This is a genomic window from Bacillus sp. Hm123 (assembly GCF_051842975.2).
Classification (GTDB): Bacteria; Bacillota; Bacilli; order Bacillales; family Domibacillaceae; genus Bacillus_CE.
In genome coordinates this window covers 3286938-3310111 of record NZ_CM200277.1, presented here as the reverse complement: position 1 = coordinate 3310111, position 23174 = coordinate 3286938, and the positions used below count along the sequence as shown (strand labels likewise).

General features: G+C 38.9%; 10 protein-coding genes and 1 pseudogene. 10 read left to right on the top strand and 1 reads right to left on the bottom strand.

Going from position 1 to position 23174, the window contains the following annotated elements; all coding sequences use genetic code 11:
• Positions 1-267: 267 nt before the first annotated feature.
• From ACSVDJ_RS17265 to ACSVDJ_RS17250, 4 genes are all read left to right on the top strand, one after another.
• Positions 268-3339, top strand: coding sequence for an S-layer homology domain-containing protein (locus tag ACSVDJ_RS17265; RefSeq protein ID WP_439167541.1), 3072 nt, complete (start codon positions 268-270; stop codon positions 3337-3339).
• Between the two features lie 268 nt (positions 3340-3607).
• A complete protein-coding gene (locus ACSVDJ_RS17260; protein ID WP_439167539.1) occupies positions 3608-4147 on the top strand; it encodes an NfeD family membrane protein in 540 nt (179 codons plus the stop codon).
• Between the two features lie 12 nt (positions 4148-4159).
• On the top strand, positions 4160-5674 hold the full coding sequence (gene floT / locus ACSVDJ_RS17255) for a flotillin lipid rafts scaffold protein FloT (RefSeq protein ID WP_439167537.1): 1515 nt from the start codon (positions 4160-4162) through the stop codon (positions 5672-5674).
• 328 nt (positions 5675-6002) lie between these two features.
• Positions 6003-8489 carry an S-layer homology domain-containing protein gene (locus ACSVDJ_RS17250; RefSeq protein WP_439167535.1) on the top strand — a complete coding sequence of 829 codons (2487 nt, stop codon included), beginning with the start codon at positions 6003-6005 and terminating at the stop codon, positions 8487-8489.
• 102 nt (positions 8490-8591) lie between these two features.
• Here ACSVDJ_RS17250 and ACSVDJ_RS17245 read toward each other — a convergent pair whose 3' ends face one another.
• Positions 8592-9083 carry a competence protein ComK gene (locus tag ACSVDJ_RS17245; RefSeq protein WP_439167533.1) on the bottom strand — a complete coding sequence of 164 codons (492 nt, stop codon included), beginning with the start codon at positions 9081-9083 and terminating at the stop codon, positions 8592-8594.
• A gap of 618 nt (positions 9084-9701) precedes the next feature.
• Here ACSVDJ_RS17245 and ACSVDJ_RS17240 point away from each other — a divergent pair.
• From ACSVDJ_RS17240 to ACSVDJ_RS17215, 6 genes and pseudogenes are all read left to right on the top strand, one after another.
• Positions 9702-10457: pseudogene (locus ACSVDJ_RS17240) on the top strand (MCP four helix bundle domain-containing protein); the annotation flags it as partial.
• Entirely contained in the window at positions 10455-11402 is a 948-nt protein-coding gene (locus tag ACSVDJ_RS17235) for a methyl-accepting chemotaxis protein (protein ID WP_439167925.1), read from the top strand. The pseudogene ACSVDJ_RS17240 and the gene ACSVDJ_RS17235, both read left to right, overlap by 3 nt.
• Before the next feature lie 351 nt (positions 11403-11753).
• Positions 11754-14228: a 5'-nucleotidase C-terminal domain-containing protein gene (locus ACSVDJ_RS17230; protein WP_439167531.1), complete on the top strand. Its 2475-nt coding sequence runs from the start codon at positions 11754-11756 to the stop codon at positions 14226-14228.
• A 129-nt stretch (positions 14229-14357) separates the two neighbouring features.
• A complete protein-coding gene (locus ACSVDJ_RS17225) occupies positions 14358-19121 on the top strand; it encodes an endonuclease (RefSeq protein WP_439167530.1) in 4764 nt (1587 codons plus the stop codon).
• A gap of 310 nt (positions 19122-19431) precedes the next feature.
• Complete coding sequence (locus tag ACSVDJ_RS17220) at positions 19432-20652, top strand: S-layer homology domain-containing protein (RefSeq protein ID WP_439167528.1); 1221 nt, start codon at positions 19432-19434, stop codon at positions 20650-20652.
• A 273-nt stretch (positions 20653-20925) separates the two neighbouring features.
• Positions 20926-23088: a 5'-nucleotidase C-terminal domain-containing protein gene (locus ACSVDJ_RS17215; RefSeq protein ID WP_439167527.1), complete on the top strand. Its 2163-nt coding sequence runs from the start codon at positions 20926-20928 to the stop codon at positions 23086-23088.
• Positions 23089-23174 lie beyond the last annotated feature (86 nt).

Sequence of the window (23174 nt, the reverse complement as noted above, 5' to 3'; positions counted from 1 at the left end):
ATAATTCGATGTTTACTAAAGTCTTACAATTGTTACAGTTTAATAGAGAAAAGTTAAAAGGCTGAAAAAATAGTTGAAAAAAAATAGCACTTTGATAGAATAGTAACTGAGTTTAAATCTGTTAATCTGTCCGAATGTTACATACATATCCACGGATTTCCTTTTTTAACAGAGAGGCTCTTGTCACATGTTAAGGAACAATCTGCTTTTTTGCAGATTGATTTCATATTTTAAAAGAAAACTTTACAAAACAGGAGGAACTATTACATGGCTTACCAACCAAAGTCTTATCGTAAATTTGTTGCTACTGCAGCAACAGCTACTCTAGTAGCAACAGCTGTCACTCCAGCTTTCGCGGCAGGTTTCACAGATATCAACGATCGTGTGAAGGATGCAGTTAACTACCTAGTGGAGAAAGAAATCACTCAAGGTATGACTGACACTAAATTCGGTACTAACGAAAACATTAAGCGTATGGATGCGGCAATCTGGATTGCTAATGCGCTTAAATTAGACACAAAAAATGCTCCAGATGCGGGATTCACTGACGTTAGTGCTCGTGGTAAAGGTGCAGTTAACGCACTTAAAGCAGCAGGTATCATCAACGGTAAAACAGAAACTAAATTCGGTGCAAATGATCCATTAACTCGTGGTGAAATGGCGAAAATCATCACTAAAGCTTACGACTTAAGTGGTTCAGGCGTAGAAAATAAATTTACTGACGTGGCTGGACATTACACAGATGCAGTTAATGCATTAGTGAAAAACGAAATCACTTTAGGTAAAACAGAAACTACGTTCGGAACACATGATAACATCATCCGTGGTGACTTAGCTGTGTTCTTATACAGAGCTGAAAATCCAAAACCAGTAGAAGCAGCTAAAGTTGCCGGTGTAAGTGCAATTAACGCTTCTGAATTAAAAGTGACTTTCACTCAACCAGTTGACAAGAAAACAGCAGAAAACGCTGCGAACTATGACTTGAAAATCAATAACACACCAGTTCCAACTGGACAAATTATTGATATTAATCTATCAAAAGATGGAAAATCAGCAACGCTTTTACTTGATCAACAAGCGATTGCATTCCAAAATGGAGACAAATATGTTATCCAAACTAACGATGCAATTCTTTCTAAAGACGGTAAAAAATTAGAGAAATTTGTATCAAACGAAGCTACATTCTCTGAAACAGCTGCACCAGCTTTAGTAAGTGTTGCTAAGAAAGGTGACAACCTTGAATTAGCATTCAATCGTCCAGTTGATGCAGATAAATCTGGAAACGATGTTACACTTGTAAAAATCGATGGAGTTGAAATCGGCTCTAAAGATTTAAAACCTGTAAAAGCTAAAGATGGCAATGCTGAAATCCTTGGTGAAGCAGGCGAATACAAATATACAATTGCTATTACTGATCCAGCTGCAAAAGCAGAAGCTAAAAAAGTAGGTACGCATGAAGTGGTTATCTTCGACGTTGCAGATACAGCTGCATCATACGAGAAAGTAGCAAGCGTATTAACGGGCTCATACACAGTAACAGATCAAGTAACAACACCTGAAGTAACTGGTATTGAAGCAGTAAATGCAAACCGTTTCTTCGTGTACACAAATACAGCAGTAACACTTGATAAAGATTCAGTTGTAACTGTAAATAAAGGTACACATGAATTCCAAAATGCTGATAAAAATTATGATGATCCTGTAGTAACAGATAGTGCAACAAAAGCTGATGCAACAGTAGGTCTGTACAAATCTAAACCAGGTATCTGGGTAGTAGTAACGGATAACTCTGACAACAAAGATGAAGAAAATCCATTATACCGTTCAGGTGAAGCAGCAGTTAACTTGACAGTAACAGTTGAGAAATTCCAAGCAGACGGCTTAATCGGTAAAAAATCAGTTCAAAATGTTACATTAAACAAAAACAACACAAAACCAGTTGTGGAAACAACAGTATTAAAAGAAGATACAGCAGCAGATGAACTTGTAGTGAAATTTACAAACTCGCTAGCAGCGGGAACTGCATTAACTGAAGGAACAGATTTTGTAGTTCGTGATAAAGATGGCGTTATTATTGAAGGATTTAATGCCGATGTCGATGGTCAAAATGTAACATTCTCGAAAAATACTAAACTTAAAGATGCACCATACACAGTAGAATTCAAAGCAGATAAATTTAAAAACGCTGTGAATCTTTCAAGTGTAGAACACTATCTTGCTAATACAGTGAAAAACGATAAAATCGTTGTTTCTGTTGGTAAAGAAGCATCATCTAACTTTAAATATGTAGAGCACAAATTCCCAGAAGTTACAGAAACATCTGCTGGTTCAGGAATTTGGAAAGATGCAGCTGACAAATTGGTAATCGATACAAAGAAAAATACAATCACTTTCAAATATGATCAAAAAATGAGTGATTCAGCACGCAATGTTGCTAATTACACATTGGATGGTAAAACATTACCAGCTGGAACAACAGCAGACTTTGTTGGCGATCGTCAAACAGTTCGTATTGTATTCCCAGAAGGTACATTCAAAACTTCAACACAATACAAATTCGGTGTTACAACTAATGTGAAAACTGAATCAGATTCAATCATTGTAGGTTCACTTCAAACAAAAGCACCAGCTGAGTTAGTGTTTGGAGTAACAGATAACGTGAAACCAGAATTGGCATCAGCTGTATACTATGTAGGTACAGAAACTGTTGATAACAAAACAAAAACAGACAAAATCGAATTAACGTTCAACGAAGCGTTGAATATCTCAACAGCTAATGCAGAAGATGACTTTAAAGTAGTTCTTAACGGTTCTGAGTTTGAAGTTGATTCTGTAGACACGGTAGCTTCAGGTGACAAAGCAGACCATAAGCTAGTATTAAAACTTGCACAACAAGTTAACGTATCTCAAGCATCAACAATCACAGTTGTTGCAGAAGATCAACAAACTGATAAAACAATGGGTGTTACAGATAAAGCAAACAACAAAGCAAAAGAAGGTTCAACAATTAAATTAGATGCCAACAAAGTGAAGTACAGTGCATCATTAGCAGCACAACATCAAGCAAATGCTGATATTGATGCAGATGTAACAGCATTAGCTACACCAACTGTTGGAGGTGCTGACTTAGGAACATTACCTACTTCAGGTGCAAACGGAACAACAATTGCATGGGAATCTTCAGATGCAACTAAACTTTCTAATGCAGGTGCATTTGTTGCAGGTCCTGCAACAGTAACATTAACTGCTAAAATCTCTAAAGCACCAGGAGCAACTCAAACAGTAACATTTGAAGTAACTACTGATGCTACTCAAATCACAAATATTACAAAGAAATAATTAGTTTATAGAAAATATTTGTGATTTTACTAGATTACTAGGTAATTCAGTTGATTTATTAAATAGTAATCTGAATGAAGAAAGTCCTGTGGAGAGAAATCTCTGCGGGGCTTTTCTTTTTTTATTAGCAATCAACAAAAACACCTCTTTCTAATTAAAAAAATTAACAAAAATGAAACTTATCCCCACCTATTACCGTATAAAATAGTAAGAATATAAAGTTAATTTACGATATTCTTTTTAACCACCTGAGAAAGGAGGTTCACACTTGGAGTTATTCGGGTTCCCCATTCTTACTGTGTACTTATTTCTTTTGATTGCTTCAGCTTCAATGACTATTTTGTACGTTCTTTTTGGCGATGTGCTTGGTGGGGCTGATGATGGGATTCCATTTTTTAATCCTACGGTTGTATTAGCGTTTGTGACGATTGTTTCTGCTGTTGGTTATTGTTTGGAAAGGTTTTCTTCTTTAACGAGTCTTTATATTCTTTTTATTGCTGTCGGTATAGCTGTTGTGTTTGATTTTTTGCTTTATTATTTTGTGTTGATTCCGTTGTCGTCGGCGGAGGAGTCGCTTGTGTATACGGAGGAGTCGTTAAGCGGGCGAACGGGGAAGGTGATTATTCCGATTCCGAAAGATGGGTTTGGGGAAGTGGTTATTGAAAGTAGTAGCGGGATGATTTCGAAGCCTGCTTGTGCTTTTGATGATCAGCCGATTGCCGAGGGAACGACGGTATTGATTATTGATGTGCAAAAAGGTGTGTTGTATGTACAAGCATATGATCCACTGTTTCAAGATCAACAATAGGAGGGTGTTGTTATGACGGTTGTATGGACGATTATTGGTGTAGTAGCCTTTTTGTTGGTGGCTCTAGTTGGGGTGTATGTATCGAAATACAAAACCGCAGGGCCCGATGAGGCATTGATTGTGACGGGTAGTTACTTAGGCAATAAGAATGTACACGTTGATGATTCGGGGAATAAGATTAAGATTATTCGCGGTGGCGGTACGTTTATTTTTCCGGTATTTCAACAGTCGGAACCTTTAAGTTTGTTGTCAAGTAAGTTAGAAGTGACGACGCCGGAAGTGTATACAGAGCAAGGAGTTCCGGTGATGGCAGATGGAACGGCGATCATCAAAATCGGCGGATCGATCGGTGAAATTGCGACAGCAGCCGAGCAGTTCTTAGGGAAGTCGAAAGAGGATCGGGAAAATGAAGCGAAAGAAGTGTTGGAAGGTCATTTGCGTTCGATTTTAGGCTCGATGACGGTCGAGGAAATTTATAAAAACCGTGATAAGTTTTCGCAAGAGGTGCAGCGTGTCGCGTCACAGGATTTAGCGAAAATGGGGCTAGTGATTGTTTCCTTTACGATTAAAGATGTTCGTGATAAGAATGGATATTTAGATTCTCTTGGGAAGCCGCGAATCGCTCAAGTGAAGCGTGATGCTGATATTGCAACAGCGGAAGCCGAGAAAGAAACACGAATTAAAAAAGCGGAAGCGACGAAGGAAGCGCAGAAAGCGGAACTAGAGCGAGCGACAGAGATTGCCGAAGCGGAGAAGGAAAATCAATTAAAAGTGGCGGATTATCGTCGGGAACAAGATGTGGCGAAAGCCCGAGCAGATCAGGCATACGATCTCGAAACGGCACGGGCGAAGCAAGAAGTAACGGAACAGGAAATGCAAATTCGGATTATTGAGCGTCAAAAGCAAATTGAGCTCGAAGAAAAAGAAATTCAGCGTCGGGAGCGTCAATATGATTCGGAAGTGAAGAAAAAGGCCGATGCTGATCGTTATGCGGTGGAGCAAGCAGCATTAGCCGAGAAGACGAAGCAAATGACAGAAGCGGAAGCGAATAAGTATCGAGTGGAAGCGATGGCAAAGGCGGAAGCGGAGAAAATTCGCTTAGATGGATTGGCGAAAGCTGATGCGGAACGAGCGAGCGGGGAAACAGAGGCGGATATTATTCGGATGAAAGGTCTTGCAGAAGCGGAAGCGAAACGTAAAATTGCCGAAGCCTTTGAACATTTCGGCGAAGCAGCCGTCTTAGATATGATCATTAAAATGCTTCCAGAATACGCGAAGCAAGTCGCTAGCCCGCTAGGAAACATCGACAAAATTACGGTCGTTGATACAGGTAGCGATAGCCAAAATGGTGGGGCTAACAAAATTACTGGCTACACGACGAACCTGATGTCAACGATGCAAGAGTCTCTTAAAGCATCGGCTGGCATTGATGTGAAGGAATTATTAGAGAATCTTTCGGGAAAAGGGAATGTTCGGCAGAGTATTGATGAATTAACGAATGAAGTACAGAGGAATCGAGAGGTGTAATCGTTCTTTGAATTCATACTTTTAGGAAAGCTCTGCGAAGAGAAATCTTCGTGGGGCTTTTTTTAATAAATAATAAATTTAATTGATTAGAAAATTAATTATCTTATTGAAAAATATGTAAATACATCCATTACTTTAATATAGAAAAATGTTTCTCCTAAGGTTATATTTTAGTGGAGGGTAAGGAATATAAATGCAAGGTTGGTAGGCTTGAAATGTAAGTTTGGTAGTAGTTCCTTATTCTATAAAGGTTAGCACCTTATTCTCATTATGGCAGAAATACATATAGCTATATGTATTTAATAAACTATTTGGAGGGTTTTTTAATATGGGTTTCCAAGCAAAATCTTATCGTAAATTTGTTGCTACTGCAGCAACAGCTACTCTAGTAGCAACAGCAGTAACTCCAGCTTTCGCAGCGGAGTTCACAGATGTCAATGATCGTGTGAAGGATGCAGTTGACTACTTAGTAAAAAACAACGTTACTCAAGGGATGTCTGAAACAACGTTCGGTACTAATCAAGAAATCAAACGTATGGATGCAGCGATCTGGCTTGCTAAAGCACTTGAGTTAGATACAGACAAGGCTCCAGACGCTGGCTTCACTGATGTTAGCTCTCGTGGTCAAGGTGCAGTTAACGCACTTAAAGCGGCAGGAATCATCAATGGTAAATCAGAAACAACGTTTGGTGCGAATGATCCATTAACTCGTGGAGAAATGGCGAAATTAATCACTAAAGCTTACGACTTAGACGGAGCAGGCGTCGAAAACAAATTCTCTGACGTAGGCGGTCATTACACAGATGCAGTGAATGCATTAGTGAAAAACGAAATCACTTCAGGTAAATCAGAAACTACATTCGGAACACATGACAACATCATCCGTGGTGACTTTGCTGTATTCTTATACAGAGCGGAGACACTAGACGTAGCTCCAGCTGAAGCTAAAGTTGAAAGTGTAAAGGCGATTGACGCTAAAACAATTGAAGTTAAGTTCAACAAAGCAGTTGATGCGAAAACTTTAGTTAAAGATGAAAAAGACGTGATCACTGTAGTGGCTGGTGAAGGTGCGGCAGACTTTGAGGGAGTTACTCAAACATTAAGCGAAGATGGAAAGACGCTTACTCTGACTGCAACTAAGATTTTTAAAGGTGACTATACAGTTAAGGTTCCTTTTGAAATTATTAAAGATGTGAAAGGTCAGTTCGTTAGCCCAATTAACGCAAAAGTAACTGTAAATGATAAAGCAGCTCCTGTTTTAACGACAGCTACTTCAACTATTAAAGATACTAAAGACGGCTTGAAGAAAATCACATTATCATTCGATGAAGAAGTGGTTTCTATTGATACCGTTAAAATCAATGGTGTGAACTACAGTGCTGCTGTAAATGGAAAAGAAGCAACGGTTGCTGTTGACCTTGATGCAACTAAAACATATGATGTGACAGTTGTTAATGCAACGGACGCTGCTGGTAACGTTAAAGATATGCAAGAAGCTGCAGTAAGTGTAACAGTTGACAATGTAGCACCTTCAATCTTGAGTGTTGTTCCAGCAGGAGAAAACAAAGTAACCGTTACTGTTGATAAAGAATTAGCAGCAGATACATTAAACATAACTGGTAAAATTGGAACGTTCGCCACAAATATTGTAACTGATGTTGCGGTTAATCCTAAAAATAAAAAGGAATATACTGTAACTTTGAATAACAGTTATTTATTTAAAAATGGAGATTCTGATACAGTTACTTTAACTGTTGCAAAAGAAGCACTAGTTGATACGCTTGGAAACAAAAACGCTTCTGAAATTGCAACAGATGTAGTCGTTTCTAAAGATGCAACAGCTCCGGAAGTTGTTAAAGTAGCTACTTCAACAACTGATGGTAAAGTGACTTCTTTCTCTGTAACATATAACGAGGAAGTGGCAGCTCCAACACTAGCTAAAGCGGCTGTAGTGAACTCAAAAGGTGAAATTTTACCTGTAGCTTCTGTTGTAGCGGATGCTCAAGTTTCTGCTGAAGATGCAAAAACGGTTGTTTTCACATTAGCTAATGGATTAGCAACAGACGAATATAGCTTTGATTTAGCTGAAGGTTTCGTAGTAGACAAAGCGTTAGCTCCTAATAAGAGTGCAAAGTATGCTTTCAATGTTGATGTGATTGAAGCAGGAAAGCCAGTTGAAACTTCATTCACTATTAAGGATGCTACGGTAGATGCAAATGTGATCACGGTTGATTTTGGTGAAAAAGTAAAAGCTACTGGTACAGGTTCAGCCCTAAACCCTTCTGCATATCAACTTAACGGAGTAGCTCTTCCTGCTGATACTAACATTGAATTTGCAAAGAAGGCAGATACTTCTATTGACCAAACGAAAGTGGTTATTACACTTCCAAGTGGTTTTGTAAAAGCAAATGACGAAAAGGCTATCTTCCGTGTGAATGCGATTCAAACGTTAGATAACAAAGTAAGCGATCAGTTCTCTAAAGTACTTGAAGTGTCTGATAACACAGCTCCTGAGGTTAAGTCTATTGTTGCAACTGATTTAACTAAGCTAACTGTTACATATACAGAAGCTATTAAGTTAACTGATGCCGCTACAGCAGCTGATATTCAAGATGAAATCAAGCTTGTAGATAGCAAAGGAGCAGCAATTGCCTTCACAGCAGCAGAAGTTGTAGAAGGTGGAAAGTTAGTTCTTACTGTTGCAGATGCTACTAAGGTAAGCAGCTTAACTACTGTAGAAGTAGATGTAGCAGAACAAGATATTCTTGACCTTAATAATGTTGCTCAAAAAGCTGGAGTAACAGTGTCTAAGTAAATTCAGCATTAGATTTAAATGACCCTTACCTAATTCTAGGTAAGGGTTTTTATATATGTTTCCGTTTAGGTTAGTTCTTCTTTTTTTAGATGCTTGTCTCTGTTAACCAAAGAGACGGTCCCATTTTAACTGGCGATACAACTTGTTAGAGAAGTGATTGAGACAATGGTCTGCACGCTCTCTTTGTCGATTAAACGTATAGAGTGAGCCTTCAATAGAGGTGAAGATGCCATTGCTGAATTCGATTTTTAATAGCCCCTTTTTTTCTTGTTGTGCTTGAACGATATGCCTTGGGAAAAACCAAGGACAGCCATAGTTGCTTGGTGAAACAATGGGAAAGGCATAGAGCTTTTCAAATGGGCAAATAATCAGAGGTGTTTTTTTCATACAAGTAGTTTCTACCCGAGCGGCTTGAATTCTTCCATCATATGTACTAGCTCTTTCAATACAAGCGGCATTCAACAACGACTTCACTGTTTGCTTTGTGTAGTAAATACCATCGACATCATAAATGATCGTGTTGTAATCTAGGTGATACTCTTCCTTGAGCAACATCGTTTTTGTAGATATTTTATAATTTGGATTCTCCTCCATTTTCCCTACCCCCTTTGATTGTTTCATTCATAGTGTATCAGTAATGGTAATATATAACTATGGTGTGATTGTTATAATTTTGTAAATATTGTTCAAATTTTGAATTCAATTGCATGTCTGCGCTTCTTCTGCCGTGTTGAGGTGGGAATCTTATAGCCCATTCGTGTGGGGCAATTAATATGATGTGAATTTGTTGGAAAATGTCGAAGAAAAGTAAGGAGAGAAGGGTATAGATTATAGTATAATAGAACTATAGATAAAGGGGTCTTTAGTATCGGGGTTGTAATAAGCGAGAAAGTCATTGAAAAAAGGCGCTAGTTTGTGTGGATAGAATATAGAGCCTGACGGTTAGGTGAAAACGACATACAATCAACAAGCACCTTAGATGGCTTTAAGTGATCTTAGGCTAAAATGCTGTAAGAAAGCGACAAGTAAATAAACACTTTTTTAAAGAAGAAAAGCGCAAAAGAGACATACTTGATTGCGCTTTTTTTTATGGGATTGACTCCGTATCGATTACCTGACATACCCAGTTGGCTATTTTTTGAGAAGGTATTAATGTTTTGAGTTTGTCTCCGATAAAATATTTAAATAGCTGAAAAAAAGGAGGAAATTTGTTTGAAATTGTCGGTTGGGAAGAAGATTATGCTAGGATTTGGAATCATTTTATTACTGCTCACTATAGTGTCCATGTTGAGTCTGACGAAGATGCGTGTCATGAATGAGAAATCAGAGTTAATCGTGGATAGTTGGATGCCAGGGGTAGCGAGTATTAATAGAATTAATTATGAGACAGAGAATGTGAAATCTCTCACATTAATGCATATACAATCACAAGATAAAGATGAGAAAGAGCAAATAGAAAAAGAGCTTGTCAAGAGGAATGATAGTATTTTAAAGGTGATGGCTGCTTATGAAAAAACGATTTACTTAGATGAAGATCGGCAACATTTTGATGAGCTACAATCGGACTGGAACCGATTTTTAGCGGATAATAAAAAAACGATTCAATTTAGTAGTCAAGGGAAACAACAATTGGCTCAATTTAATTTGCAGAAGGATAAAGTCCTATTTGATGCGATGCAGGAGAACTTAGATTTCCTTGTGGCCATTAATGAAGAGCAAGCGGATAAAGCGGCACAGAAATCGAAGGATAGTTATCAAAGCGCAAAAATGCAAACCTTCCTATTTCTTGGTGTAGCACTGTTACTTGGAGTGATTATTACTGTTGGGTTAACGCGGAATATTGTAGGCCCTTTACGTGCAGTTACGGACGGTATTCAAGAGATCGCTAAAGGCAACTTATTAGTGGAGAAAGTAGTAGTGAATAATAAGGATGAAACAGCGATTTTAGCTGATTCAGTCAATCAAATGAAGGATAATCTGGCGCTCATGGTGTCGAAAATTGTTGGTATTTCGCAAACGGTGAATCAACAAAGCGAAGAACTTACGCAAATTTCTAATGAAGTGAAAATTGGCAGTGAGCAAATCTCCAGTACGATGCAAGAGTTGGCGGGTGGCGCAGAAGAGCAGGCGAGCGCTGTTCAAGATGCTGCGGAAACGATGAACGATTTAAATCAGGAAATTAGTGATATTGAAGCGAGTGGTCGCCATTTAAATGAAGAGTCGAAGCAAGTATATACAGGTGCTACGAATGGTCGTGAGTTAATGAATCAATCCGTTTCCGATATGGAGAACATTACGAGCATTGTCGTTGATTCAATGATTAAAGTGAAAGAGCTTGATCATAAAAATGCGGAAATTTCTAAGCTGGTCAACGTGATTGAGGACATTTCGAATCAGACGAATTTATTAGCTTTAAATGCTGCGATTGAGGCGGCTAGAGCAGGGGAGCATGGAAAAGGCTTTGCTGTTGTAGCAGATGAAGTTCGTAAACTAGCAGATGGTGTTAGTCAATCAGTGAATGAAATTACGACGATTATTGAAGGAATTCAACATGATTCAAAAGAAATCGTGGCTACTTTACAAGACGGAGTAGAGCAATCGAAACGTGGCAACGAGCAGATGAAAGCGACAGGCGGAACATTTACACAAATCTCAACATCCGTTTCCGGCATGGTTTCATCGATTGAAAACATCGTTCAAAGCATTAGCGAAGTGAAAACAGGCGGAGATAGAATTAGTCAGTATAACGAAGAACTCTCTTCCATTTCAGAAGAGTCGGCTGCTGGTGTTGAACAAACATCAGCTTCTGTCCAACAGCAACTAGCTTCTATGGAAGCAATCGCGTCAAGTACAGCGACGCTTAACGAACTATCAGAAGAACTAGTTCAATTAGTGAATCAGTTTAAAGTGTAAAATATTAATGATCCAAAGCCAGATTCTTAGTAAAGGAGAATTTGGCTTTTTGTTATGTTCAAAATACATATTAAAAAAGACCTATTACTTTATAATTAACCTTTTTTTGTAAACAGATTGTAAAGTTTAATTGATCAATTGTTGTAATTATTCATATGAATAGCTGGAAAAACCTATATATATCAAGGGGTATTGTTATATCTGTTAAATATTTATAATAGTTTTACATTTTTCATTTGATACCTATGCTATGGTTTTAAATGTACATATTTCCGATTGATTGCAGTTGTTGTATTTTCAGTATTTTAATATAAAAAATAACAGAATATCATTGTTGGAGGAATTGAGTGTATGGGGTACTTATCAAAATCGCATCGTAAGTTTATCGCGTCTGCTGCAACAGCAACGCTTGTGGCGACAGCTGTTACACCTGCTTCGGCAGCTTCATTTTCAGACGTTTCAAAGGATTATAAAGAGGCTGTAGATTATCTAGTTAGTAATAAGATCACGGATGGCATGACGGACACAACATTTGGGACAGCTCATTCTATTAAGCGTGTTGATGCTGCGGTAATGTTAGCGAAAGCATTAAAGCTCGACATTAAAAATGTGGAGAATTCGGGTTTTACAGATGTGCCTAAACGTGCAAAAGCCTATGTCAATGCGTTGAAGAAAGCTGGCATTGTAGATGGGAAAACAGCGACAACCTTTGCTTCTAACCAGCCCATTACCCGCGGTGAAGCAGCTCTCATGTTAGCAAAAGCCTATGAGCTGCAAGGGGATAATACGAATATTCCTTTTAAAGACGTAAGTGCTCGTTATAAGGAGGCTGTTGGGGCGCTTGTAAAACATGGGGTCACGTCAGGTAAGACACCAACTTCTTATGGAACCAATGATAATATCAAACGCGGTGAATATGCGATTTTCTTACATAAGCTTTCGCGAGTGAATAAAGATTTTACCTTGTCTTTAATGCATACGAACGACACGCATGCCAATCTTGACAATGCGCCGAAGAAAATGACCGCGATTAAAGAAGTGCGCGCGCAAAAGCCGAATGCGTTATTGGTGGATGCAGGGGATGTATTTTCTGGCACTCTATATTTCAATGAATTTAAAGGGCAAGCGGATCTCAAATTAATGAATCTTATGGGTTACGATGTGATGACGTTTGGAAACCATGAATTTGACCTTGGTTCTAGTCCAGAAGGCCATCAAGCCTTAGTAGACTTTATTAAAGGGGCTAAGTTCTCGTTTGTGAGTTCGAATATCGATTTTTCTAAGGACGACAAATTCAAAGGGTTGTTCAGTGATACGGTGTCTAGTAAACCGGAAGAAGGAAAAATCTATAACGGAATGGTTAAGGAAGTGGCTGGTCAAAAGGTAGGATTTTTCGGTCTGACAACGGAAGATACGAAGGAGATATCTAGCCCGAATAAAGTAGTCTTTGAAAACTACATTCAAGAAGCAGAAAAAGCGGTGAAAGCATTTGAAGGCATGGGAGTGAACAAAATCGTCGCTGTTTCTCACATCGGATATGACGATAACGAAGCGGTTGATAATGATTTAACATTAGCTGCCAAAGTAGACGGCATCGATGTCGTTGTTGGTGGGCATAGTCATACGAAATTAAGCGAACCGACTGTCGTGAATAAAGATGAAAATGGAAAAGCGAAAGATCCTACCATCATTGTTCATGCGGATCAATACAATAAGTTTTTAGGAACATTAGATGTTACATTCGACAAAAATGGAAAAGTAATTGGCCAAGCGGGTCAGTTAATTGAGATTAAAGAGCAAGTGGAAGATGCAGAAGCGAAGGGTATTTTAGATTCATATGCTAAACAAATCGATACAGTCAAAAACACACCGACAGGAGCAACAGCGGCAAAAGTTCTAGACAACCCCCGTACTTCCGGTGATGATACGAAGCCAAGTGTTCGTAAAAATGAAACAGAGCTTGGAAACTTAATCACAGATGGCATGCTGAAAAAAGCAAAAGAGTACAACCCTAAAGTAGTCATGGCGCTTCAAAACGGCGGCGGTATTCGTGTGCCGATTGATCAAGGACCAATTACTGTTGGTGAAGTCATTAATGTCCTACCATTTGGAAACACGTTAGCGACGATGGAAGTCACAGGTGCTGAGTTAAAAGAAGCATTTGAAACAAGCATAAAAGCTTTACCAAAGGAAAACGGTGGTTTCTTACACGTATCAGGAGCAAAGGTAAAATATGATTCTTCTAAACTAGCAGGTGAGCGCGTCGTATCCATCTCTTATAAACAAGCAAATGGTTCTTACACAGAAATTAAAGAGGCAGAGAAATATACTGTAGCGACCAATGCCTTCACTGCTAAAGGTGGAGATGGTTACGACGTCTTCAAGAAAGCATATGAAGAAGGTCGTGTAACGGATCTTGGCTTATCCGATTGGGAAAACTTAAGAGATCATGTGAAGAGCTTAGGAACAGTCAATCCACAAATTGAAGGCCGTATTGTGGATGTAGTGAACCAAACAAATCCAGATACAGGTGGATCTACTGGTGGTGGGTCGAACCCTATACTTCCTGGCGGTAATGTTAATGGGAATTCTTTTTCTGGAACGAGTGCAAATCCAAAAGTTTATAGTAGCTCTGTAACTGTTGACGTGACAAATATTGATTCTTTGTCACACGCTGTGGTGCAAGGGAACTTAACAATTAATGGATCGAAAAACCCTGACCTGGCTTTGAACAATATTAAAGTTGAAGGCGATTTAATTCTCGAGGAGGACTTCAAATCATTAGATTTGTCTAATATTGAAGTAGCTGGAGAGACCATTTTTTAATGCCTGTTGTAGAAAAATGTTAGGCTGATCTTCTCATGCCCAGTTCACTATAGGGCATGGGAAGGGGTAACTCATTCTTAAAGACATCTGTTACAAGGGTGTATCTAATAACAAAGGAGACGAAACTCAATGAGCAAGAATAAATGGAAAAAATCGATTAATAGTATTTTGTCTGCCACTTTAGCTGCGAGTTTACTAGTACCTATTTTTCCAGCAACTACAAAAGCCTCAACAGCAGCCACTGACTTGATTATATCTGAGTATATTGAGGGGGGAAGTTATAATAAAGCCATTGAATTATATAATGGGACAGGCAAAACGATTGATTTAAGTACCTATACACTTGAATTACACTCAAATGGAGCGACTACGGCAACGAATAAAGTGGAATTAGAGGGAACATTAGAAAATAATGATGTGTATGTGATCCATCATAACGATGCAGCGAAAGAAATAAAGGATCATGGTGATCTAGAAAATTCTTCAGTCATTAACTTTAATGGAGATGATCCAATTGTTTTAAGAAAGGATGGAGCTGTTGTAGACTCTATCGGACAAGCTAACGGATTAAAGAATAGTTTTGTATCTGATGCTACACTCGTTCGTAAAAGCTCCATTACATCTGGAGATACGAATATTGAGGATACATTTGATGTAGCTGCGGAATGGAATAAATTTAATAAAGATACCTTTACTCAACTAGGTCAACATCAAATGGACGGCTCAACAACGCCAGACCCAACAGAGCCAGTTGACGTTACATCCGCAACTATTACCGGCACAGCAAAAGTTGGTGAAACGTTAACAGCAGCAGCCAATGATGGAGCAACAAATGTCACGTACCAATGGCAAGCAGCTGATACGATAGATGGTACTTATACAAATATCGAAGGTGCTACAAAGGCAACATTAGCATTAACAGCTGCTCAAGAAGGAAAATTTATCAAGGTCATTATTAACGGAGATAATGAATCTACAGCGACTAGTAATGCAACGGAACAAGTGACAGCAGCTGACCCTACTCAAGTATTGTCAATTGCCAATGCACGTGCAAAATCGGTTGGTGAGGAAGTAGTTGTTAAAGCAACGGTCACAGCTAAACTGAAAAACACAATTGCAGTGGAAGATGAAACAGGCGGTATGGCGGTTCGTCCGACAAGCTTAGATGTAGCGGTTGGCGATGAAGTGACATTATCAGGAACAATTGCTGAATTTAAAGGACTTCTGCAATTAGATTCAGCGACGATCGTTGAGAAAAACGTTAATGCTGGTGCACTCACTCCGAAAGAAGTGACGGGCGCTGATGTAAATGAAGACAATGAATCTGAATTGGTTGCAGTGAAAAATGTGGAAATTAAAAGCGTAAACGATGGTGGTTCTTGGGCAAACTATACAGTTACAGATGGCACAACGGAATTTATTGTTCGTGATGAAACAGGCGAACTAGAGTTAACGGAAGGGATGAAATATGACTCCATTACAGGGATTATTCAACAGTATAATGCAGATTATCAAATCATCCCACGTTCACAGCAAGATATCGTAGCTGATAGCTCTGTGATCCAACCTGCGTTTGCGAACCCAGGTAGCGGCACATTTGTAGGTGGCACAACAGTTACATTATCTGCAAACACTGCCGGTGCTGAAATTTATTACACATTAGACGGTACAGAACCGACAAAAGAAAGCACTAAATATACAACGGCAATCGAAATTACAGAAGATACAACAATTAAAGCAGTAGCCATTACAGCGAAGGGATCTTCTGAAGTCAGAACGTTTGATTATAAAATCACAGATGGCTTACAAATCCATGATATTCAAGGAGCTAGCCACGAAACATCATTTGATCGTCAAATGGTAGAAAATATTCAGGGTGTAGTGACGTATTCATTTAAATTAGGCAGCAACAATTATTATCACATTCAAACACCAGATGAACTGGCTGATAATGATCCAAAAACATCAGAAGGAATCGTTCTCTATAGCGGAAAAAATCCTTGGCCGATCGAAGTAGGAGATTTAGTATCTGTGACTGGTGAAGTTAGTGAATATGCGATCGATGGTTTCAGTGACAAACAAGAAACAGATATGAAGACAACACAAATCAGTGTTCGTGATGATCGAGGTGGCAAAGTTGAAGTACTTCAATCTGGCGTAGAATTACCAAAGCCGATTGTAATCGATGAAACTAATTTACCGGCTCAACATATTGATAGTGACGAATTAGGTGAATTTAATCCAGAAGTAGATGCGATTGATTTCTGGGAAAGTATTGAAGGTATGCGTGTAGAAGTCGATAATGTGAAAGCTGTTGCTCCACAAGAACATGGGGATTTAATTACTGTTCTTGAAAACAGACAAACAAACTCTTTGCATGGCGGCGTATTATTAGAAAAAGATAACCAAAACGCAGATCGTATCCAATTCCGTTTAGAGCCGAACAGTTCAGCTCGTGATTTTGAAGTGGCGACTGGTGATAAATTTACAGGGCCGATCGAAGGTGTCGTAGGCTATTCATTCCAAAACTACAAAATTTACGTTGGGTTAGATGAGATGGAAGCTGCTCATGTAAAAGGTAAGGCGGCACCAGAACAAACAACGATTGTGAAGAATGATAAGAAGTTAACAATCGCTTCTTATAACTTAGAAAACTTCTCAAACAATTACAAAACGACTTCAGATGATAAAGCACAAAAGTTAGCAAGAGCGATTGCTACAGATATGCAAAGCCCTGATATTGTTGGTGTGACAGAGGTGCAAGATAATAACGGTCCAGATGCTGGCGATTCAAAAGCAGATCAAAGTTATCAACGATTGATTGCTACGATTGCAAATGCCGGAGGACCAACGTATGAGTACGTCAACGTTGATCCAGAGTATAATCAAGATGGTGGTCAACCAGGAGCCAATATTCGAGTTGGTTTCTTATACAATCCTGATCGTGTGTCATTAACAGACGGTATGCCTCAAGGGGATGCAACGACAGCTGTAGGGTATGAAAATGGTCAATTAACGCATAATCCAGGTCGTATTGATCCGAACAACAGTGCATTTAATAGCAGTCGTAAGCCGTTAGCCGCGCAATTTGATTTCCAAGGGGACAATGTTATTGTGATTGCGAACCATTGGAATTCTAAAGGTGGAGATACACCATTATTTGGTTCACAACAGCCACCTGTTTACAAAAGTGAAGTGCAACGTAAGCAAATTGCCACAATCGTAGCTAACTTTATCAAAGATGTCAAAACAGAAAATCCAGACGCCAATATTGTTTCTCTCGGTGACTTTAACGACTTCCAATTCTCTGATGCGTTAAAGATTCACGAAGGTGAGCATATGACGAACATGATCAATAAGGTAGAAACACCTGATCGTTACACATATGTATACCAAGGGAACTCTCAAGTATTAGACCATATTTTAGTATCGAAAAATCTTGAAAAAGCAACAGAAGTGGATATTCTTCACATCAATGCTGACTTCACTGATATGGCAGGACGTGCAAGCGATCATGATCCAGTGTTGGTTCAGGTTAGTTTGACGGGTGGTGGTGTGACTCCAGAACCAATCAAGCCTGAAAAAGAATATAATTTAACTAACTTTAAAACAAAGAAATTAAAAATCAACTCACCGAGCGTTGCTATTAATGTAGATGAATCATCCGTTATTAAAGATGGAATTTGGTTAAAAGGTGCTTATGCCGAACTTCAAGGTGCGGGTTTAAGTAAGACGAAAGTAACAATTCAACCGACAGCACCAGGTGCAATCATTGATTTCAAAGGTGCTGAAGTGAGAGAAGTGATTATTGAAAAAAATAATGTGAAGGAAATTAGAGGCGCTGAAAACATTAAAAATATTAAATACGAAAAAGGCGCAACACCTGAATCTATTAAGTTTACTGATTCCCAAGGAGAGCCAATTGGCTCTCCTTCTTTTCCAGAAGAAAATAAAGCTCCTATTTTGAAAAAAGATTTTATAAACCAAACAGTAAAAGTGGGAGATATGATCTCCTTGCCGTTATCCGATTATTTCTCTGATCCTGACAATGATCGGTTAACATTCACATCGACGAAAGGAACAGTTGATCAGCAGACAGGAACACTGACGCTTATGCTTGAAGAGGGAAGCCATATAGTCGCTGTCACTGCTACAGATGGAAAGGCTAGCATAACAGCAAGCTTTGGTGTCACTGTCAAAGCAGAGGAAGTACCAAGTGATGATTATTATAAAGATGCTTATGGAAAGACAGGAAGCGATTTGAAAGCTGCTCTACATGAAATCATTGATGATCATACGCAGCTTTCTTATAGTGATGTTTGGCAAGCATTACGTGAGACAGACGAAGATCCCAATAATCCAAATAACGTAATTTTACTTTACTCTGGGAAATCTCGTTCAAAGAGTTTAAATGGTGGAGATATGGGCGATTGGAACCGTGAGCACGTTTGGGCGAAATCACATGGCGATTTCGGGACAAGCAAAGGGCCGGGCACAGATATCCACCATTTACGTCCGACAGATGTTCGTATCAATAGCACGAGAGGCAATTTAGATTTTGATAATGGCGGAAGTTCCGTAAGTGATTGTAACGGCTGTTACCGCTCATCTAATTCATGGGAGCCACCTGATCGTGTGAAAGGTGATGTCGCTAGAATGATCTTTTACATGGCGGTTCGTTATGAAAGCGGAGATCGTGTCGACCTTGAATTGAATGAGAGACTAAATAACGGAAAGAACCCATACCATGGAAAAAAGTCCGTTCTATTAGAATGGCATAAACAAGATCCAGTTGACGATTTTGAGAAAAACAGAAACAACGTCATCCAAGAGTGGCAAGGAAATCGCAATCCATTCATTGACCATCCCGAATGGGCAGCTATGATCTGGTAGGTGCCTGTCACTCCCCGGTTTTTGTCGAATGGTGAAGTGGTATTGGTAAAAGAGATTAGAAGTTAGATATACATCTTTAAAAAGTTTTGTCGAGAAATCTCTACAAGACTTTTTTTATTTTGATCAGGTTAGTGTGTAGGAATTGTAGAGGATAGGGGCTTTTATATGGTAATTAGCAGGTTGGTTGTATGGTATATTTAGTTTTTTTCCGTTATTTTGAAAAAAGAGGTGGAATGTTACATTTTTAATGGGTATAATTTACTTGTTATGTTTTTACTGCTTTGATAAAAAATTCTTTGGAGGGATAAGGTTGAAAAAAGCAATTATCTTTATACTATCAGTTTTGCTGATTTGTACAGCTGTACCCATGAACCACGTGCAAGCAGCAGCTGAGCCAATTAAAGACATGAAGTCGAGCTATCGCTTCTACGAGTCGGTTTGGAGTTTAACGGCAAAAGGAGTGCTTGTATCAGAAGATGATGATTCACTAAAGGTCGCACCTAATAAATTAGTGACACGTGCAGAGGCAGCGGACATGATCACTGCAATACTTGGGTTAGAGCGAGAAAGTAACCATCCAGGATTTCGTGATGTAACGAAGGAAAATGTGAACTATGACTCTATCGCTGCTTTAGCGGAGCGAGGTATCATTACTGGGTTTAAAGATGGCACGATCAAACCTAATGAGATTTTAACACGAGCGCAAATGGCGAAGATGATTTCGTTAAGCTTCAAATATAAAACGAATGCCAATGCAGTCATTCCATTTAAGGATGTAGTTAAAGGAAATTGGGCAGTACCTTATATTGATGCGTTAGTTCGTAGTGAAGTAACAAACGGTACGACGGCTACTACTTTCTCACCCCATCATAAATTGACACGCCAGCAAATGGCTTTATTCTTGTACCGTGCTCATCAAAAAAAGCCGGTGAGTCAGTACAATGATGAGGAAATTTTTAATTTAGTTAGAGAATTACAGAATAAAGCGAATATGGTTGTTGAATATTATAAGAATGTTTCGACTAAGAGACCATCATTCTCTAAAGTGCGAGGAGAATTGCTTCCTTATGCTGAAACAGCGCTTGTGGATGGTTTTATGAAAGAATACTATAATGAGTCATGCACAGAATGCGATTGGGTCATGTATGATGAGGTTTATGATACTGGACTGCCATACGAAATTATGGAACGTAGTAATAAGCAAATTAAAGTGAAAGTGCGTTACCCAGCTGAAATGAACGATGCGTATACAGCTGTTTGGACGTTAGTAAATGTCAAAGGAAAATGGAAAATTAAAGACTGGGAAGAGTATTCTATTAAAGAAGCTCCATTCAAATTAACAGTGAAACAAGCAGAACACTATTTGAAATCAGTGATTGAAGATCCATGGACTTGGGAAGATAAACGCGAGTATGTTAAGGCGATCAAACATGAAGGAACAAGCAAAGGCTACTATAAATTTTCAATTAAAACGAATGTAGATGACTACATTGTTGAAATTAACTCGACAGATGCATCGTTAAAGGAATAGGGTAAAGATAAGCTCTGCAGCGATGTTTCGCTGCAGAGTTTGTTTTTTGAAATGAGGTGCCTGTCACTCCCCGGTTTTTGTCGACATATGTTGTTAAGTATTTTAACGTGACAAGCTTCATAATAATTTACAGAATTAATACAATTTTTTTACAATACCTATGCGTTGTTTGTGTTATGGTTTTGATTGGGTAGTTTTCTATATAATTGTATATTTTTATCAAGGAAGTACACGATCAAACTTACATTTATTAAAATTGGGGGAATTGAGTGTATGGCTTATCTATCAAACTCGCATCGTAAATTTATCGCAACGGCTGCCACAGCTACGCTTGTGGCAACAGCTGTTACACCTGCTTCGGCAGCTTCATTTTCAGACGTTTCAAAGGATTATAAAGAGGCCGTAGATTACCTTATTAGTAATAAAATCACAGCTGGAATGACGGAGACTGAATTTGGGACAGCTCTTTCCATTAAGCGTGTAGATGCTGCAGTTATGCTAGCGAAAGCGTTAAAGCTTGATACTAAAGATGTTGAAGATTCCGGGTTTGTTGATGTACCAAAACGTGCAAGAGCCTATGTTAATGCGCTGAAAAAGGCTGGAATTGTAGAAGGGAAAACAGCCACAACCTTTGCTTCTAACCAGCCGATTACCCGCGGAGAGGCAGCTCTTATGTTAACAAAAGCGTATGAACTGAAAGGAGATCAAACAAACATTCCTTTTACAGACGTTTCAAAGGATTATAAAGAGGCTGTCGGAGCCCTTGTCAAACATGAGATCACGTCAGGTAAGACAACAACTTCTTATGGAACTAATGACGATATTAAACGCGGTGAATACGCGATTTTCTTACATAAACTTTCAAAGCTAGAGAACCATTTTACTTTGTCTTTAATGCATACGAACGACACGCACGCTAATCTTGACAATGCTGCGAAAAAAATGACAGCCATTAAAGAAGTGCGCGCGGAAAAGCCGAATGCGTTATTAGTAGATGCAGGAGATGTGTTCTCAGGCACGCTATATTTCAATGAATTTAAAGGTCAAGCAGATTTGAAGTTTATGAATCTTATGGGCTATGACGTGATGACGTTCGGGAATCATGAATTCGATCTTGGTTCTAGTCCAGAAGGTCATCAAGCATTAGCAGACTTTATTCAAGGGGCTAAGTTCCCGTTTGTCAGCTCTAATGTGGATTTCTCCGGAGATGACAAATTCAAAGGACTATTCAGTGATGTCATTTCAAGTGAGCCTGAAAAAGGAAAAATCTATAATGGGATTATTAAAGAAGTAGACGGAGAAAAAGTTGGCTTCTTCGGTTTGACGACGGAAGACACGAAAGATATCTCAAGTCCAGACAAAGTGACATTTGAGGACTACCTTGTAGAAGCGGAAAAAGCGGTAAAAGCATTTGAAGGTCAAGGTGTGGATAAAATCGTTGCTGTTTCTCATATCGGCTATGATGACAATGAAGCCGTTGATAATGATTTAACATTAGCTGCTAAAGTAGATGGCATCGATGTGATTGTCGGTGGACATAGTCATACGAAATTAAGTGAGCCAACTGTTGTGAATAAAGACGAATCGGGCAAAGTGAAAGATCCAACAGTCATTGTTCATGCGGATCAATACAATAAAGTTTTAGGTACATTAGATGTTGAATTTGACAAAGCCGGAAAATTAATTGGCCACGCTGGTCAATTAATTGAAATTAAAGAGCAAGCGGAAGATGCAGAAGCAAAGGCATTATTAGCACCATACACAGAGAAAATAAATGAAATCAAAAACACACCTACGGGAGCAACGGCGGAAAAGCTACTTGATAACCCACGTACTTCAGGTGATGATACGAAACCAAGTGTTCGTAAAAACGAAACAGAACTTGGAAACTTAATTACAGATGGTATGCTTAAAAAAGCGAAAGAGTATAATTCAAACGTTGTGATGGCACTGCAAAACGGTGGCGGTATTCGCGTACCGGTTGATCAAGGACCAATTACAGTGGGCGAAGTTATTACTGTCCTTCCATTCGGTAACACGTTAGCAACGATGGACGTGACCGGGGCTGAGTTGAAGGCAGCGTTTGAAACGAGTGTGAGCACTTTACCAAAAGAAAATGGCGGTTTCTTACACGTATCTGGTGCAAAAGTAGAATATGATTCTTCTAAACCAGCAGGCGAGCGGGTTGTGTCGATTTCTTATAAAAAAGCGGACGACACTTACGAAGAGATTAAAGATACAGAGACGTACACAGTAGCAACGAATGCCTTCACAGCTAAAGGTGGAGACGGCTATGATATGTTCAAGGTGGCTTATGAAGAAGGGCGTGTAACCGATCTTGGATTGTCAGATTGGGAGAATTTAAGAGACCATGTGGCAAGCTTAAAAACAGTCGATCCGCAAATCGAAGGCCGTATTGTGGATGTAGCGAAATAAATTATGTTTGAAAAAAGCTTTGTAGAGTGACATCTCTACAAAGCTTTTTTGGTTTTTAGAAAAGTGCATTGAAAGAGAGGGATGAC